Source organism: Roseovarius sp. MBR-79, from assembly GCF_053628555.1.
This window is the reverse complement of the sequence record NZ_JBRJGP010000009.1, coordinates 108,363-125,888: the sequence shown is the minus strand read 5'-3', so window position 1 is coordinate 125,888 and position 17,526 is coordinate 108,363. Positions and strand designations below refer to the sequence as shown.

Sequence of the window (17,526 nt, the reverse complement as noted above, 5' to 3'; positions counted from 1 at the left end):
ACCAAACTGGCCAAATATCGCAAAAATGGACGATCTGGACCGCAAGATCCTCACCGAACTGCAGCGCGATGCCGGTATCGCGCTCGATGCGCTCGGGCAGAAGGTGGGGCTGTCGCGCAACGCCTGCTGGCGGCGCATCCGCGCGCTCGAGGGCGCGGGCGTGATCCGCGCCCGCGTGACGTTGCTCGATCCCGCGCGCATTGGCCTGCCGCTCACGGTGTTCATGCAGTGCCGCGCCGCCGCCCATGACGCCGACTGGCTCGACGCCTTCGCCCGCGCGATCCGCAGCCTGCCGCAGGTGCAGGGCGTGTGGCGGATGACCGGCGATCTTGACTACCTCATCCGCGCGCAGGTGGCGGACATGGCCGATTACGACCGGCTTTACCGCAGCCTCATTGCGCGGGTGCCGATGGGCGACGTCTCGGCCAGCTTCGTGATGGAAGAGATCCGCGCCACCACCGAATTGCCCCTCGATCACGCCTGAGCGCGCCCTTCCGCCATTGTCGCCCCCGCCATCCGTGGTAAGGTCCGCCAGATGTAAGCAGGAGAGATGCGCCATGGCCTCTCGGGTGATTCCGGTCGATCCCTTCGATCTGGTGGTTTTCGGCGGCACCGGCGATCTGGCGCGGCGCAAGATCCTGCCGGCACTCTATCGTCGCTTTGTCGCCGGTCAGTTCGCCGAAGATACCCGCCTGATCGGTGCCGCCCGCTCCGACATGGACGCAAGCGCCTACAGCGCCTTCGTGCGCGAGGCGCTGACCGAGTTCGCCCCCGAAGAGACCGCCCGCAAGAAACCGCTCGCGGCCTTTCTCGACCTCATCGATTACGTCACTCTCGACGCGCGCGGCGAGGCAGGCTGGGACGCGCTTGCCCAAAAGACCCGCAAGGACCGCATCCGCGCCTATTACTTTTCCGTCGGCCCGTCGCTTTTCGGCGATCTGGCCAAGCGGCTGCACAAGCACGGGCTGGCCGAGGGCGATGCGCGCATCGTGGTGGAAAAGCCCTTTGGGCACGATCTGGAAAGCGCGCGCGCCCTCAACCGCACGCTGGCGCGGCATTTCGACGAAGGGCAGATCTACCGGATCGACCATTATCTCGGCAAGGAAACCGTGCAGAACCTGATGGCGATCCGCTTCGGCAATGTCCTCTTCGAGCCCTTGTGGAACAGCCAATATGTCGATCACATCCAGATCACCGTGGCCGAAAGCGTGGGCGTGGGCGGGCGCGGCGAGTATTATGACCGCGCGGGCGCGATGCGCGACATGGTGCAGAACCACCTGATGCAGCTTTTGTGCCTCATCGCCATGGAGCCGCCCGCCAAGTTCGACCCAGGTGCCGTGCGCGACGAAAAGCTCAAGGTGATCCGCGCCCTTGATCCCGTCGCCCCGGAAAACGTGGTGCGCGGCCAGTATGAGGGCAGCGAGAGCCAGCCCGATTACCGCACGCAGGCCGAAAACCCCGAGAGCACGACCGAAAGCTTTGTCGCGCTGAAACTGCATGTCTCCAACTGGAGATGGGCCGGCACGCCCTTCTATCTGCGCACCGGCAAGCGCCTGCGCGAGCGCGCCAGCGAGATTGCCGTGGTGTTCAAGGACGCGCCCCATTCGATCTTTGGCCCCGAGGCCGGACGGCACCGCAACATCCTCACGATCCGGCTGCAACCCAATGAGGGGATCGAGCTTGGCGTGACCATCAAGGAACCGGGGCCGGGGGGGATGCGCCTGATCGACGTGCCGCTCGACATGACCTTCGCCGAGGCGCTGGGGCCCGAAGAGGCCGATTTCCCCGACGCCTACGAGCGGCTCATCATGGATGTGATCCGGGGAAACCAGACGCTCTTCATGCGCGGCGACGAGGTCGAGGCGGCCTGGGCCTGGACCGATCCGATCATCGCCGCTTGGCAGGCCGGGGACACCGCCCCCCTGCCCTATGCTACCGGCTCCTCCGGCCCGGATGATGCGCTCATGCTGATGCACCGCGACGGCCGCCGCTGGCGGGAGATACGCCCATGACCCTGATCACCTATCCCGATACCGAATTGCTGGCGCTTGGCCTTGCTGATGCGCTGTCGAGCGAGTTGCGCATGGTGCTCGGCCACAAGGAGCGCGCGCTCTTCGTGGTGCCGGGCGGGAGCACGCCGGGACCGGTCTTTGACGCGCTCTGCGATGCCGATCTCGACTGGGACCGTGTCGATATCCTGCTCTCGGACGAGCGGTGGCGCCCCGAGGTGCACATCCGCTCCAACACCCGGCTCATCCGCGAGCGTCTGCTCACGGGCCGCGCGGCGGCGGCGCGCTACCTGCCGCTCTATGCCCGATCTGATGCCCCCGAGGCGGTGCTGGCCGAGCTTGAGGCCAACATCACCCCCGCCCTGCCCATCGACATCTGCCTTCTGGGCATGGGGGCGGACATGCACACCGCCTCGCTCTTTCCGGGGGCCGAGGGGCTCGGGGCCGCGCTTGACGAGCGCGCGCCAATCGTCGTGCCCGTTCGCGTGCCGGGCGAGGACGAGGCGCGCGTCACGCTGTCGGCGCGCGTTCTGGCGGGGGCTGTCTGCACACATATCGTCATCACCGGCGACGCCAAGCGCGCGGCGCTGGAGCGCGCGCGCCACCTGCGGCCCGTCGAGGCCCCCGTGGCCGCGATCCTGCCGGGTGCCACGGTGCACTGGTCGCCTGAGGACTGAGCCGATGTGGGAAAAGGTCAAATCCGAGGTCGAGGCCGCGCGGGGCCGCGCCATCCTGCCGCTCTTCGACGACCCCGGTCGCGCCGAGAGCTTTTCCGTGCGCCATGACGGGATGCTCTTTGATTATGCCAAGACCACGCTGACCGAAAGCGCCCGCGCGGCGTTGCTTGATCTCATCCGCGCGCAGGGACTGGAGCCGCGCCGCGCCGCGATGTTCGCGGGCGAGGCGATCAACGAGACTGAGGGGCGCGCCGTGCTCCATACCGCCTTGCGCGATCTGACCTCCGACGCGCTGAGGCTCGACGGCACCGACATTCTGCGTGACATCCGCGAAACCCGCGCGCGCATGGCCGGGTTTGCCGCCCAGATCCGCGAAGACGGCTGGCGCGACGTGGTCAATATCGGCATCGGCGGCTCGCATCTCGGCCCCGAGATGGCCACGCGCGCGCTCTCGCCCTATCAAGACGGGCCGCGCTGTCATTTCGTCTCGAACGTGGACGGGGCCGATATCGCCGACACTCTGGCAGGTCTCGATCCCGCGCGCACGCTTGTCATCATCGCCTCCAAGACCTTTACAACCATCGAGACCATGACCAATGCCGCCACCGCGCGCGATTGGCTGATCTCGCATGGCCGCGATCCGGGCGCGCATCTGGCCGCCGTCTCTTCGGCGACCGACAAGACCGCCGATTGGGGCATCGACCCTGCCCGCGTCTTTGGGTTCGGCGATTATGTGGGCGGGCGCTATTCGGTCTGGGGGCCGATCGGGCTGCCGCTGATGATCGCCATCGGGCCGGAACGGTTCACCAGGTTTCTGGCCGGGGCCGAGGCGATGGACCGCCATTTCCGCGACGCGCCCCTCACGGCCAACATGCCCGTCATGCTGGCACTGACCGGCCTCTGGCATCGGCAGGCGCTCGGGTTCACCACCCGCGCCGTGCTGCCCTATGATCAGCGCCTTGCCCGCCTGCCCGCCTATCTTCAGCAGCTCGAAATGGAGAGCAACGGCAAGCGCGTGACGCTGGCGGGCGACGCGCCACCGGTGCCCACCGGCCCCGTGGTCTGGGGCGAGCCGGGGACCAATGGCCAACACGCCTTTTACCAGCTTATCCATCAGGGCACCGATGTGATCCCGTGCGAATTTCTTGTGGCTGCGCAAGGCCATGAGCCGGATCTTGCGCATCATCATCGGCTTTTGGTGGCCAATTGCCTTGCGCAATCCGAGGCGCTGATGCGCGGGCGCACGCTGCATGAGGCGCGCGCGAGGCTTGCCGCCAAGGGCGTGACGGGCGCTGATCTCGACCGGCAGGCCGCGCACCGGGTCTTTCCCGGCAACCGCCCCTCGACCACGCTGATCTATGACCGGCTCACGCCGCGCCGTCTGGGCGCAATGATCGCGCTATACGAACACCGCGTTTTCGTCGAGGGCGTGGCGCTCGGGATCAATTCATTCGATCAATGGGGGGTGGAACTGGGCAAGGAACTGGCGCTGGCGCTGGCCCCCCTGCTCGATGGCGCGGATGCCTCGGGCAAGGACGGCTCCACCCGCGCGCTGGTGGATTTTGTCAGGGGCGCGGAAGGCTGAGCCCCCTGCGCCGCCGTCATCATCCCCGCGCCGCCGTCATCCCCGCGCGACCGTCATCCCCGCGAAAGCGGGGATCTCCCCCGCAAGAGATCCTCGGGTCAAGCCCGAGGATGACGCCCGAAACCCGAGAGCCCGTCACCCTCGGACTTGATCCGAGGGTCTCGGCCTTGCGTCAGCGCAGGATCGACCGGCCCGCGTAGATCGCCGTCTCGTCGAGCATTTCCTCGATGCGGATCAACTGGTTATACTTGGCCAGCCGGTCCGACCGGGCGAGCGAGCCTGTCTTGATCTGCCCGCAATTGGTGGCGACGGCCAGATCTGCGATGGTGGCGTCCTCGGTCTCGCCCGAGCGGTGGCTCATCACGTTGGTCATGCGCGCGCGATGCGCCATTTCCACGGCCTGAAGCGTTTCGGTCAGCGTGCCGATCTGGTTGACCTTGACCAGCATGGAATTGGCGCACCCCCGCTCGATCCCCATCGCCAGACGCGCGGGGTTGGTCACGAAGAGATCGTCGCCGACAAGCTGCACCTTGTGCCCGAGCGTGTCGGTGAGCATCTTCCAGCCCTCCCAATCGTCCTCGGCCATGCCGTCCTCGATCGAGAGGATCGGATAATCGGCGCAGAGCGCTTGCAGATAGGCGACATTTTCTTCACTGGAAAGGCTCAGACCCTCGCCGGAAATTTCATATTTGCCACCTTTGTAATATTCCGTCGCCGCGCAATCGAGCGCAAGCCAGATATCCTCGCCCGGCGCATACCCCGCCTTCTCGATGGATTTGAGGATGAAATCGAGCGCATCGCGCGTGCTCGACAGGTTGGGCGCAAAGCCGCCCTCGTCGCCCACGCCGGTGGCCAGCCCCGCCGCCGCCAACTCCTTTTTCAGGGTGTGAAACACCTCCGAGCCCATGCGCACCGCGTCGCGGATAGTCTCGGCGCTGACCGGCATGATCATGAATTCCTGAATGTCGATGGGGTTGTCGGCATGTTCGCCGCCATTGATGATGTTCATCATCGGCACCGGCAGCACCCGCGCCGCCGTCCCGCCCACATAGCGATAGAGCGGCACCGCGCTGTAATCGGCGGCGGCCTTGGCGGTGGCGAGCGACACACCGAGGATCGCATTGGCCCCGAGGCGTGCCTTGTTGGGCGTGCCGTCCAGTTCGATCATCGCCATGTCGATGGCCACCTGTTCGGTGGCGTCAAAGCCGATCAGCGTCTCGGCAATCTCGCCATTGACGGCCGCGCAGGCCTCGAGCACGCCCTTGCCGCCATAGCGACCCGCGTCGCCGTCGCGCCGCTCCACCGCCTCATGCGCGCCGGTGGAGGCCCCCGACGGCACCGCCGCGCGGCCCATGGTGCCGTCCTCCAGCGTGACCTCCACCTCTACCGTCGGGTTGCCCCGGCTATCGAGGATCTCGCGCGCGTGAATGTCGATGATGCTGCTCATGATGTCATGTCCCGGACTGAAAAACCTGCCCGCCCCATAGCAAGAAACCGTCGGGATGCAAACGCGGCATCCGTGTTGCCCGGTCATGCGGCGAAGACCTCCATTCTCTCTCGACCGGACGAAAGCCGTCTTGTGTCAGCGCCTGCACCAGCGCCCCATATGACCGGCATCATGGATCACCGCATACTGTGCTGTGGCGGCACCTCGGTCGGACGCCCGGTGATCCTGCGTGCCAGAGCCCGTCGAACGCATCTCCGTCAGGACCGGCATGCACGACCCGGACGCCACCCGCCTGAAAGCGGGGCTGCACCACAAGGCCAGGCCCGCTTGAGACGGCGCGCGCCGCTCAGCCCTTGTCGATACGCAGCGTGACCATGCCGGTTTCGGGGCATTCGCCCCGCTCCGCACCCAGCCGCGTGCAGGAATCGGCGACGAATTCGGCCGCCTGCGCCTCTGTCTCGGGCGTGCGCGGCGCGGGCGGGTTGAGCACGAAACCGACTGCGCGCCGGGCAATGCGCAACATCTCGTCGAGCGCCTCGGGCCATGCCTCGACCGGGCCATAAGCGTCGATTGCCTGATGGCAGAGCACGATGTCGAACGCGGCACTGTCGAAGCGGTAAGGCCGGTCGCGCCCGTCGAAATGGTGGCAGTCCAGCCCAAGATCGGCATGGATCGCCGCATAGGGGCTGCGCGGGATGCCGTCCTTGTCCGGCACGAAATAGTCGTTGACGCAGACCGCGTGTCCGAAATGTCCATAGACGTCGGCGATCCCGCAGCCGCCCGCCGAGAGATCAAGCACCGAGAGCGGCACATCCGCCACCATCATCTCGGGAAACATCACATGCGCGCGCCCCAGTTCGCGCAGCGCGTTGAGGCCGCGATACTGATACTTGAGCGGAATGCCCGCACGCGCGCGCTCCACCACGCCAAGGCCGTAGGGGCGCATCAACGCGCCGGGCACGTCCAGCCCCCGTTCGCGGTGCCACGCCATCAGCCGCGTCATGCGCCGATACCAGATCGCCTGCTTGCCGGGGGCAAAGCGGCGTGCGGCTACCCGCGGATGCAAGACCGCGGCGGCCTCATAGGCCGCCTGTTCCGCCGCGATATAGCCTGCAAAAGGATCCTGAACATCCATTCAATCTCTGCCCGATCTCTGCCTGTTTTTATCATCTCTGGCAGAACTATCCGGACCGGCAGCGCGGCGATCAACTCAAAAATGCGGGGCAGTCTCATTTCCTGTGCCGATGTCGCACCCGCGCCTCGCGCATCAGGGTATAAAGGCCCGAGGCCACGATCACCCCCGCACCGATCAGCGTCCAGAGATCGGGGCGCTCGCCAAAGACCGTGACCCCGATGATCAGCGCAAAGATCAGCCGCGTGTAGCGGAACGGTGTGACCACCGCGACCTCGCCCACCCGCATCGCCGCGACGATGGCGTAATAGGCCGCCACCGCGCAGACCAGCGCCAGCGCCAGATCGCGGATTTCGGCCCCCTCGGGCATGACCGGCGCCACGCCGAAGGGCAGAAGCAGCGCGCCCGTCGGCACCAGCGTGGCAAAGGCATAGGTCGAAAGCTGCATCGACGAGATCGCCCGCGGCACGGCCCGCGTCGCCAGATCGCGCGTCGCCAGCCCGATCACGGCCATGACAGCGAAAAGCGAGGCCGGCTCAAAGCCCGCCACCCCTGGCCGAATCACCATCAGCACGCCCGCGAATCCCACGAGGATCGCGCTCCAGCGCCGCCAGCCGACCTGCGCGCCAAGAAAGACCGCAGCCCCCAACGTCACCGCGAGCGGCGTTGCCTGCAAGATCGCCGAGGCCGAGGACAGCGGCGTCAGCGCGATGGCCAGCACAAAACCCATGGTGCCCGTCAACTCGCCAAAATTGCGCAAGAGCACCGAGCGCGCCAGCAGGTCGCGCGACCAGAGCCTGCGCCCCTGCGCCCGCGTGATCGCCCCGAACACCAGCGCGCCGCCCAGGCCGATCATGATCACGATCTGCCCCACCGGCAGATCGGCGGTCAGGCGCTTGATGAACATGTCCTCGAGCGCGAAACCGGCCATCGCCAGAACCATCAGGACGCTGCCGCGCAGGTTTTCCATTCTCTTGGGCTTTCGTGAGGGCTATCCCCCTCCTACCCTGTTCCCTGTGCCGGGAAAAGACGCCGCGCCAAGCGCCCCGCGCATAGCCGCCTGCCATTCGTGAACGCTCAGGCCAGCCCCAGATCGCGCGCCATCATCGCCGCCTGCGTGCGGTTCTTCGCCCCCAGCTTGCGGCTGACCGATTTGAGATGAAGTTTGACGGTGACCTCCTGAATCTCGAGGTCCCGGGCGATTTCCTTGTTGGATTTGCCCTCAGCCACGCCCCGCAGCACCTGACGCTCGCGCGCCGTCAGGCCAAGCCGTGACTGCGCCTCCGTATCCACGTCCGAGCGCAGGAAATCGCATGGCAAATAGGTCTCTCCGGCCAGCATCTGCCGAACCGCCGCGATGAGGGCCTGTGGCGCGAGTGTCTTGGGCAAGAACCCCGCCGCGCCCGCGCGCAGCGCGCGCCGGGCCACATCGGGCGGCGCAGTGCCCGAGAGAATCGCCACCGGGCAGCCCGCGCGCGCGCGCATGCGCGTCAGTCCGTCAAGCGCCTCCATGCCCGGCATGGAAAAATCCAGCAGCACCAGATCGGCATGACCGGGGCCGGGCACGAGCGCCATGGCGGCCTCGAAGCTTTCGGCCACCGCCACCTCGAATCCGCCCGCCGCGCGCAGGTAGGCGGCGATTGTCTCGCGCACAAGATCGTGATCGTCGGCCAGAATGAGCCGGGTCATCAAGAATCGTCCTCTCTCACAACGCCAGCCCGTGGGCGATCATACGCATCTGCAACGAAAATGACAAATCCGTGACCCAGATATCCGATTTTTCTTGCGCGCAAACGCATAGGAGGTCTGGCAAATCCGGTCGGACGCGTCACACTACCCACCATCGCAGCAAAGGAGAGGCCATGCCCGCCCGCCCCCATCCTGCCGCCGCTTTTCTTCTGTCGGTCCTCATGATCGCCCTTGCGGTCATGGGCAGCCCCCCGCGTGCCGACGGGCATGCCGTTCTCCTGATCGATACGCGCGGTGCCGAGGGCAGCCTTTTCAAGAGCATTCCGCTTGATCGGGCAGCCCTGTCGGCCCTTCCACAGACCGGCTTTGAAACCCATACGGTCTGGACCGACGGGCCGCAACAGTTTCGTGGCGTGGCGCTCGCGACCTTGCTTGCGCATCTGGACATCAGCGCCGCCCACATCGACCTCGAGGCCGTCAACAATTACCGTGTCTCCCTGCCTGTCGCCGAGATCGGTCCCGACAACCCGATCATCGCCCTCACCCGCAATGGAGCGGCGATGAGCCTGCGCGACATGGGACCGTTCTGGCTGGTTTACAATTACGACGCAAACCCGGAGTTCCGGACGGAATTGATCTATGCCCGCTCGATCTGGCAACTTGCGCGGATCACCGTCCCCGCGCCGCAGCCCTGAGAGGACCCCGATGCGCGCCCCGCTGCGTTTTTTCCCGCTTCGCCGCAATCGCGCGGCGCTCGCACTTCTCGGGGCGCTCGCTCTTGCCTGCATGATCGCGGCGGCGGCGATCACCGTGCAGGTCCTGATCCGGCTCGAGGCCTACGGCACCGCCGACACCGACAACCTGCAATGGACCCTCTCGCAGCTTGAGGTGGACCAGATGCGCTTTCGCCTTGCACTGGGGCAACTGGATCCTGCCGATCCCGCGGCACCGGAGGCCGCACGCCGAAGCTTCGATCTGCTCTACAGCCGCGCCATGACGCTGCGCACCAGCCCCACCTATCGCGACGTGCTGGCGACCGAACCGGCACGGACGGATACGCGCGCGATCATCGACCTTCTGGGCGAGATGCTCCCCGTGATCGACAGCACCGACGCGGCCATTCTGAACGGGCGCGCCCGGCTCACCGCGCTGGCCGCGCGCATGACCGCCCCCATTCGCGCGCTCGGCTTTCAGGCCGTGGCCATTGACGCGCGTCAGGCCGGGGCCGAGCGCGCGGCGCTCACGGCCCAGATCGTCACGCTCACCGCCCTCTGCCTTGCCATGCTTCTGGCGCTCGTGGCGCTTCTCGTGCTGCTCTGGAACCTCTATCGCGACCGCCTCGCCGCCGAGGCCGAGGCCGCCGTCGCCCGCGAGCGCGAACTGCGGGCCGTGGAGGCGCGCGCGCGCTTTCTCGCCGTGATCAGCCACGAGATGCGCACGCCCCTGAACGGCCTTCTGGGCGCGCTCGAATTGCTGGAGGACAGCCCGCTCTCTGACGAACAGTCGCGTTTCACGCGGATCATGCGCGCCTCGGGCGCGGCGTTGCGCACCCATATCGACGAGGCACTCGACGGGCTTCAGGCCGAGGCGGGCGGGATCGCTCTGCGCCCCGCGCCCTTCGATCTCGATGAGCTTCTCAAGGAGTTGATGGAGGGCCAGCGCGCCGCCGCCGACAGGCGCGGCAACCGGCTCGTGCTTGCGGTGCCCGAGGGCGGCATGGGTCATGTCACGGGCGACCGCCAGCGGCTTTCCCAAGTGTTGCTCAACCTTCTGTCCAATGCCATCAAGTTCACCTCCCATGGCACCGTCACCCTGTCGGTGGACCGCTTCACCGGCACCTGCACCGCGTTTCGCGTGACCGATACCGGTATCGGCATCCCCGCCGCCGACCTGCCGCATGTGTTCGAGGATTTCGTCCGCCTGCCCCCGCCCGACGGCATCGAGCGCGAGGGGAGCGGGCTTGGGCTTGGCATCGCGCGCCAGCTTGTCACGATGATGGGCGGGCGGATCGAGGTCGAAAGCCGCCCCGGCGCGGGCAGCCGTTTCACCGTCCGGCTTGCCCTGCCCGAGGCCGACCTGCCAGACGCCCTGCCCGCGCCGATACGCCCGCAACGCGTGCTCGTGGTCGAGGATACGCCCGCAAGCCGCATGGTCCTCGCCGCGATGCTCGCACGGGACGGGCACGACGTGATCCTTGCCCATGACGGCCTTGACGGCGTGCGCAAGGCGGGCCGCGCCCCGGTCGATCTGATCCTGATGGATCTCGACATGCCGCATCTCGACGGGATCGAGGCCACCCGCCGCATCCGCTCCGAACCGGGGCCGAACGCCCGAACCCCGATCATCGCGCTCACCGCCCATTACGGCGCGGCGGCCGCCGCGCGGCTCCGCGCCGCCGGGGTCGATGCCACCGAGACCAAGCCGCTCACGCGCGAGCGACTGCGCGCGTTGCTGGGCCGCCTCGGGGTCGCGCTGCCGCTGATCGACATGGCCCATGTCGCGCAACTGTCCGGGACGCTGCCCCCGGCCCAGCTTGACCGCGCGCTCGACGGGCTTCGCGCCGAGGCAACCGCCCTTCTCGCGCTGCCCGAGGACACACCGCCCGACGGCCTGCACACCGGCACCCATCGCCTTGCCGGTATCGCCGCCACCTGCGGCGCGATCGCGCTCCACGCCCATCTTTCGCGGATGCAGGCCGCACTCGAGGCCGGTGACACAGAGGGCCTCCGCGCGCTGCGCGCCGACCTGCCCGCGCTCTGGCGGGCCACCAATGCCGCGCTCCGGCCCCACCGCACAGCCGCCTGAGCGCAGGCTCACAGGGATTTGCCTTTCGCAAATCCTACGTTAACTCTAAGCAAGTTCGGCACACCGCGCGCGAAGGATCATCCGGAAATGTCCCTCTTCAAGCAAATCCTGATCCTGATGCTCCTCGCCGGGGCGGGCTATGGCGGTTACGACTACTGGCGCACGCATCATGCCGCAGAACCCGAAACCGCCGCGCAGGACGGGCCGCGCCCGGTCAGCGTGGAACTCGCCCGCGCCGAGGCGCGCATCATGCAGCGCACCATCGAGGCCGTGGGCACCACCCGCGCGCTGCGCTCGATCGAGATTGTCCCCGAGGTCGATGGCCGCCTCGTGGAATTGAACATCACCCCCGGCACCCGCGTGACCGAGGGCCAGATTCTTGCCCGGCTCGATGACACAATCGAACGCGCCGATCTCGCGCAGGCCGAAGCGGTGCTGACCGAGCGCAGCCAGTCGCTGGACCGTATCCGCCAATTGCGTCAGACCAACGCCGTCTCGCAGGCCGCGCTCGAAGAGACCATCGCCCGTGTGGCCGAGGCCGAGGCCGCCGCCGACCGCGCCCGCCGCCGTCTTGCCGATCGCGTGATCACGGCGCCGTTCGGGGGCGTTGTGGGGCTGACGAGCTATGATGTCGGCGCGCGTGTCTCGGAGGGCGAGGTGCTTGCCCGGCTTGACGACCTGAGCGAGGTGGAGGTGGAATTCTCTCTCCCCGAGACGGTTTTCGCGCAGGTCCGCATAGGCCAGACTGCCGTGGCCCGCGCCGCCGCCTTCCCCGACCAAAGCTTCACCGGAACGATCACCGCCGTCGACAGCCGCATCGACCCGGTCGGGCGCGCCTTTCGCACCCGCGCCGTGATCCCCAACCCCGACAGCACCCTGCCTGCGGGCATGTTCCTGTCGCTCACGCTTGTCCTTGCCGAGACCGAGAACACCGTCGTGCCCGAAGAGGCGATCGTGTTCGAGGCCGCGCAAACCTATGTTTTCGTCGCCGAAGAGGGCGTGGCAAGGCGGCGCACCGTCATCACCGGACAACGCGGCGACGGGGTGATCGCGATCACCTCGGGCCTCGTTTCAGGAGAGGAAGTGGTCGTGCGCGGGCTCACGCGGGTGCGCGACGGCGCGCTTCTCAACATCGTCGCCCGCGACCGCGACGCCACCGCCGAAAGCAGCGCCAACCCACCGGAGCAACCGACATGACCCTCTCGGACATCTCCGTGCGCCGCCCGGTGCTGGCCGCCGTGGCAAGCCTTCTGATCATCATTTTCGGCATCGCCGCCTTGCGTGACCTGCCGGTGCGCGAACTGCCGGACGTGGACAATTCCGTGGTCACCGTCACCACCACCTATCGCGGGGCCGCGCCCGAGGTGATCGACACCGACATTACCGAGACGGTGGAGGGGGCCGTCGCCTCCATTTCCGGCATCCGCACCATCACATCCGAGAGCCGTCAGGGCCGCAGCCGGGTGACCATCGAATTCGAGACGGGCGTGGATATCGACGTGGCCGCCAACGATGTGCGCGACGCCGTCGGGCGCGTGCGCGGCGACCTGCCCGAAGAGGCGGACGAGCCGCAGGTGGTCAAGAGCGATGCCGATGCCGATCCGGTGATGCGGCTTGCCATCACCTCGGACCGGATGACCACGGCCGAGATCACGGACTATATCGACCGTTTCATCGCCGACCGGATCGCCACACTCGACGGGGTGGCCAATGTCGATATCGCGGGCGACCGGCCCTTTGCCGTGCGCATCTGGCTTGACCGGCGCGCGCTGGCCGCGCGCAACCTGACCGTCGCCGATGTCGAGGCGGCGCTGCGGCGCGCCAATGTCGAACTGCCCGCAGGCGAGGTGGAATCCTTCAACCGGCAACTCACCGTGCGGCTCAACAGCCGTCTGCGCAGCGTCGATGATTTCCGCGAGGTGGTGCTTGACCGGGTGGCGGGCTATCCGGTGCGCCTCGGTGACGTGGCGCGGATCGAGCCGGGCGTGGCAGACGACTCCACCATCGTGCGCACCAACGGCACCGACGCCGTGGGCCTGTGGGTGCTGCGCCAGAGCCAATCGAACACGCTGGCCATCTCCAATGCCGTGCGCGCCGAGATCGCGACCCTCGCCCCGACGCTTCCCGAAGGCATGAGGATCATCGTGGGCTCTGATGACGCGCTTTTCGTGGGGGCCTCCATCCGCGAGGTCGTGACCGCGCTCTTCATCTCGCTGGCCCTCGTCATCGGGGTGATCGTCCTCTTCCTGCGCAGCCTCCGCGCCACGCTCATTCCCGCGATCACCATTCCCGTGGCGCTCATCGGCACATTCCTTCTGATCGGGTTGTGGGGGTTCTCGCTCAATACGCTGACGCTTCTGGCGTTGCTTCTGGCCATCGGCCTCGTGGTCGATGACGCCATCGTGGTTCTGGAGAATATCCAGCGCCGGATCGAGGACGGCGAATCGGTCATCGTGGCCAGCCTCAAGGGATCGCGGCAGGTGACATTCGCGGTCATCGCCACCTCGCTCACGCTGATCGCGGTCTTCGTGCCGCTGTCGTTCATGCCCGGACAGGTCGGGCGGCTCTTCGTGGAATTCGGCTGGGTCATGGCGGGCACGGTGGCAATCTCCACCTTCGTCGCCCTGACCGCCTGTCCGGCGCTTGCCTCCAAGGTGCTGAGCGCGCGCGCCGTGCGCGACGCCGCCGATACCGCGCCGCGCCGCGCGCCCTTCATCCAGCGCGCCTATCGCGCGCTTCTGACCCGTGCCATCGCCATGCCGCTTGTCGTGCTGGCGGTGTCGGTCGCCATCACGGGGGGGGCTGCCTTCTTTTATGACAGCCTGCCGCGAGAACTGGCTCCGCGAGAGGATCGCGGCGTTGGCTTCGTGCCGCTCACGGCCCCGCAAGGCTCGACCATCTCGCATTCCGACATGGCCGCGAAACAGGTCGAGGACCTGCTGCAACCCTATCTGGACAGCGGCGAGGTCGAGACGGTGTTTTCCTTCACCGGCTGGGGCGGGCGGCCCTGGCGCTCTTTCGTCGTGTTCCGCCTTGCGCCCTGGGAAGAGCGCGACCGCCCGGTTTCGGCCATCGTCGGCGAACTGGCCCCGCTGATGGGCCGGGTCACGATCGCCCGCGGATTTCCGGTGACGCCCGCCGGGCTGGGCCTGCGCGGCAACTCCACGCCCGTGCGCGTGGTGATCGGCGGTCCCGATTTCGACAGCGTCAAGGAATGGGCCGGCGAATTGCTGCGCCGCGCCGAAGAGGTCGAGGGTCTGGTGAACCCCGAGATCAACTTCGAGCAGAACCTGCCGCAACTCGATATCAGCATCGACCGCGCCCGCGCCGACGATCTGGGCATATCCGCCGAGGTGATCGCGGCCACGCTGCAAACCATGCTCGCCTCGCGCGAGGTGACCACCTTCGTCAGCCGCGGCCGCGAATATCCCGTTCTGGTGCAGGCGGACATCGCTGACCGCCGCACGCCTACGGATATCGAGAACATCTTCGTGCGCGCAGGCGATGGCGAGACGCTGGTGCCCTTGGGCGCGCTGGTGACGCTGACCGAGAACGCCGCCGCCCCCTCGCTCCAGCGTTTTGACCGCCTTCCCTCGATCCAGCTTTCCGGCGCGCTTGCGCCGGATGCCGAACTGGGCTCGGTGCTCGACCGGCTGGAGGAGATCGCCACCGAGATCCTGCCACCGGAGGCAAAGCTTGGCTATGACGGGCAGTCACGCACCTACAAGGATACCTCGGGCGGGGTCGGGGTCGTGTTCGTGCTGGCGCTGATCATCGTCTATCTGGTGCTGGCCGCGCAGTTCGAGAGCTTTGTGCACCCGGTGGTGATCATGCTCACCGTGCCCATCGGCATCGCGGGGGCGATCTATGCCATGGCGCTCGGCGGACAGTCGCTCAATGTCTACAGCCAGATCGGGATCATCCTGCTGATCGGCCTCATCGCCAAGAACGGCATCCTGATCGTCGAGTTTGCAAATCAGTTGCGCGACGAGGGGCAATCGGTGCGCGACTCGGTGATCGAGGCCTCGGTACTGCGCCTGCGTCCCATCATGATGACAGCCATTTCCACCATCCTCGGGGCGCTGCCCCTGGTGCTTGCGACCGGCGCGGGGGCCGAGAGCCGCATCGCCGTCGGCACGGTGATCATCGCCGGGCTGGGGCTTGCGTCGCTGCTGATGCTCTTCGTCACGCCGATCCTCTACGATCTGCTTGCGCGCTTCACCCGTCCGCGCGGCGCAATCGAAAAGGCGCTCGAGGCCGAGCTTTCCGCCACTGCCCATCCGGCAGAGTGATTTTCCGCCGGTTGTGCCGTCCCCGCTCTGGCCATTTCCGCGCCCGGATGCGATAGACTGACGGGGTCTGCCGGGGGGTGTGTCATGCGGGTGTCTCTCGCGAAAACGGGTCTTATCGCGGTGGCAGCCCTTGGCCTCGCCACCCTGCCCGCTTTGGCGGCCGAGGTGCGCCTCGGGGTGCCCGGTGCCTCCAAGGCGTTCAACACCACCCTGCGCAGCGGCTCGCTCAGCATTGCCACCGCCGCACAGGAAGATGCCACCGCGCAGGACCTGCTTGCCGCCGCGCAGGCCGACTATGCGCGGCTTCTGGGCGTGCTTTACGGCGAGGGGTTTTACAGCAGCACCATCTCGATCCGCGTCGACGGTCGCGAAGCGGCCGGCATTCCGCCCCTCGCCGCCCCGACCGAGATCCAGCGCATCGAGATCGCCATCGAGCGAGGCCCGCGCTTCACCTTCGGCCGCGCCGAGGTCGCCCCCCTCGCCCCCGCCACCACGCTGCCGTCCGAGTTCCGCCCCGGCGCGGATGCGCGCGGCACGCTCATCGGTTCGGCGGCGCGCGCGGGTGTCACCGGCTGGCGCGATGCGGGCCACGCCAAGGCCGCCGTGGCCGGTCAGGACATCGTGGCCGACCATGCCCGCGCCACGCTCGATGCGGCCATCGCCCTTGCCCCCGGCCCGCGCCTGCGCTTCGGCGATCTGCAAATCCGGCGCGGGCTGACCCCCAGCCGCGTGCGCGAGGAGCGCATCCGCGCCATCGCGGGCCTGCCCACGGGAGAGACCTTTTCGCCTGCCTTGCTTGACAAATCCGCCAACCGGCTGCGCCGCACCGGGGCGTTCCGATCGGTCCGCCTGACCGAGGCCGACGCGCCAAATCCCGACGGCACGCTCGACATCGAGGCCCGCGTGAGCGACGCAGAACCCCGCCGCATCGGCGTGGGCGCAGAGCTTTCCTCCTCCGAAGGCATCACGCTCTCGGGCTTCTGGCTGCATCGCAACCTTCTGGGCGGGGCCGAACGGCTGCGTATCGACGCGCTCATCGGCGGGATCGGCGGCGATTCGGGGGGCGAGGATTTCCGCCTTGGCGCGCGGCTCGACCGGCCCGCCACCTTCACCCCCGATACCGGGGCCTTCCTGATGTTCAATCTCGAGGACAACAACGAACCCGATTACAGCGAGCGCAAGGCCGAGATCGGCGGCGGCCTCACGCATATCTTCTCGGACACGCTCTCGGGCGAGGCGGGGATCACCTTTCGGTATTCGGAAATCAGCGACGATCTGGGCACGCGAACGCTGTCGCACATCCTGTTGCCCGCGCGCCTGACCTGGGACCGGCGTGACGATCCGCTCAACCCCACGCGCGGCCTCTATCTCGATCTGTCCGCCACGCCCTTTGTCAGCCCCGACAAGGGCAGCGCCGGCAGCCGCTTTTTCGTCGATCTGCGCGATTACCTCACCTTCGGCGAGGCGCGGCGCGTCACACTGGCGGGGCGCGCGCAACTGGGCAGTGTGGCGGGCGGCGATTTCCTCGACCTGCCCGCCGACATGCTGTTCTGGTCGGGGGGCGCGGGCACGGTGCGCGGTCAGGGCTATCAGAATCTCGGCGTCGATCTGGCGCCCAACATCACCGTGGGCGGGCGCTCTTTCCTCGGGTTTTCGGGAGAGGTCCGCACCATGGTGACCGAGAGCATTCAGGCCGTGGCCTTCGCGGACGCCGGGTTCATCGGCGAGGAGGCGGCGGGCAACGGGCGCGGCGAATGGCAGGGCGGCGCGGGGTTCGGCGCGCGCTATCTCACCGCCGTGGGGCCGATCCGCGTCGATCTGGCCACGCCGCTTGACGGCGATGCAGGCTCTCAGTTCGAGATCTATATCGGCATCGGGCAGGCGTTCTGA

General features: G+C 67.5%; 13 protein-coding genes. 9 read left to right on the top strand and 4 right to left on the bottom strand.

Going from position 1 to position 17,526, the window contains the following annotated elements:
• The first annotated feature begins 25 nt into the window (after positions 1-25).
• The 4 genes from ACSSV8_RS11205 (at position 26) to pgi (ending at position 4,271) form a co-directional block, all read left to right on the top strand.
• On the top strand, positions 26-484 hold the full coding sequence (locus ACSSV8_RS11205) for an Lrp/AsnC family transcriptional regulator (protein ID WP_454282482.1): 459 nt from the start codon (positions 26-28) through the stop codon (positions 482-484).
• Positions 485-557: 73 nt separating this feature from the next.
• A complete protein-coding gene (gene zwf, locus ACSSV8_RS11200) occupies positions 558-2,012 on the top strand; it encodes a glucose-6-phosphate dehydrogenase (protein WP_454282481.1) in 1,455 nt (484 codons plus the stop codon).
• The gene (pgl, locus tag ACSSV8_RS11195; RefSeq protein WP_454282480.1) at positions 2,009-2,686 is read left to right on the top strand and encodes a 6-phosphogluconolactonase; all 678 of its coding nucleotides are present in this window, start codon (positions 2,009-2,011) and stop codon (positions 2,684-2,686) included. Before zwf ends, pgl begins: the two co-directional genes overlap by 4 nt.
• Positions 2,687-2,690: 4 nt before the next feature.
• Positions 2,691-4,271, top strand: a complete 1,581-nt coding sequence (gene pgi, locus ACSSV8_RS11190) for a glucose-6-phosphate isomerase (protein ID WP_454282479.1) — start codon at positions 2,691-2,693, stop codon at positions 4,269-4,271.
• Positions 4,272-4,443: 172 nt separating this feature from the next.
• On the opposite strand, the gene eno is transcribed toward pgi, so the two are convergent.
• The 4 genes from eno to ACSSV8_RS11170 form a co-directional block, all read right to left on the bottom strand.
• Positions 4,444-5,718, bottom strand: a complete 1,275-nt coding sequence (eno, locus tag ACSSV8_RS11185; RefSeq protein ID WP_454282478.1) for a phosphopyruvate hydratase — start codon at positions 5,716-5,718, stop codon at positions 4,444-4,446.
• 346 nt (positions 5,719-6,064) lie between these two features.
• On the bottom strand, positions 6,065-6,853 hold the full coding sequence (locus tag ACSSV8_RS11180) for a hypothetical protein (RefSeq protein ID WP_354537321.1): 789 nt from the start codon (positions 6,851-6,853) through the stop codon (positions 6,065-6,067).
• Between the two features lie 94 nt (positions 6,854-6,947).
• On the bottom strand, positions 6,948-7,820 hold the full coding sequence (locus ACSSV8_RS11175; protein WP_454282477.1) for a DMT family transporter: 873 nt from the start codon (positions 7,818-7,820) through the stop codon (positions 6,948-6,950).
• 107 nt (positions 7,821-7,927) lie between these two features.
• The gene (locus ACSSV8_RS11170; RefSeq protein WP_454282476.1) at positions 7,928-8,539 is read right to left on the bottom strand and encodes a response regulator transcription factor; all 612 of its coding nucleotides are present in this window, start codon (positions 8,537-8,539) and stop codon (positions 7,928-7,930) included.
• A gap of 173 nt (positions 8,540-8,712) precedes the next feature.
• Between ACSSV8_RS11170 and ACSSV8_RS11165 the strand changes: the two genes are divergently transcribed.
• The 5 genes from ACSSV8_RS11165 (at position 8,713) to ACSSV8_RS11145 (ending at position 17,526) form a co-directional block, all read left to right on the top strand.
• Positions 8,713-9,234 (top strand): hypothetical protein, encoded by a 522-nt coding sequence (locus ACSSV8_RS11165; RefSeq protein ID WP_454282475.1) that lies wholly within the window; start codon positions 8,713-8,715, stop codon positions 9,232-9,234.
• A gap of 10 nt (positions 9,235-9,244) precedes the next feature.
• Complete coding sequence (locus ACSSV8_RS11160; protein ID WP_454282474.1) at positions 9,245-11,344, top strand: ATP-binding protein; 2,100 nt, start codon at positions 9,245-9,247, stop codon at positions 11,342-11,344.
• An 87-nt stretch (positions 11,345-11,431) separates the two neighbouring features.
• Positions 11,432-12,541 carry an efflux RND transporter periplasmic adaptor subunit gene (locus tag ACSSV8_RS11155; RefSeq protein WP_454282473.1) on the top strand — a complete coding sequence of 370 codons (1,110 nt, stop codon included), beginning with the start codon at positions 11,432-11,434 and terminating at the stop codon, positions 12,539-12,541.
• Positions 12,538-15,636, top strand: coding sequence for an efflux RND transporter permease subunit (locus tag ACSSV8_RS11150; RefSeq protein ID WP_454282472.1), 3,099 nt, complete (start codon positions 12,538-12,540; stop codon positions 15,634-15,636). The genes ACSSV8_RS11155 and ACSSV8_RS11150 overlap by 4 nt, the downstream gene beginning before the upstream one ends.
• An 84-nt stretch (positions 15,637-15,720) precedes the next feature.
• Entirely contained in the window at positions 15,721-17,526 is a 1,806-nt protein-coding gene (locus ACSSV8_RS11145) for an autotransporter assembly complex protein TamA (protein WP_454282471.1), read from the top strand.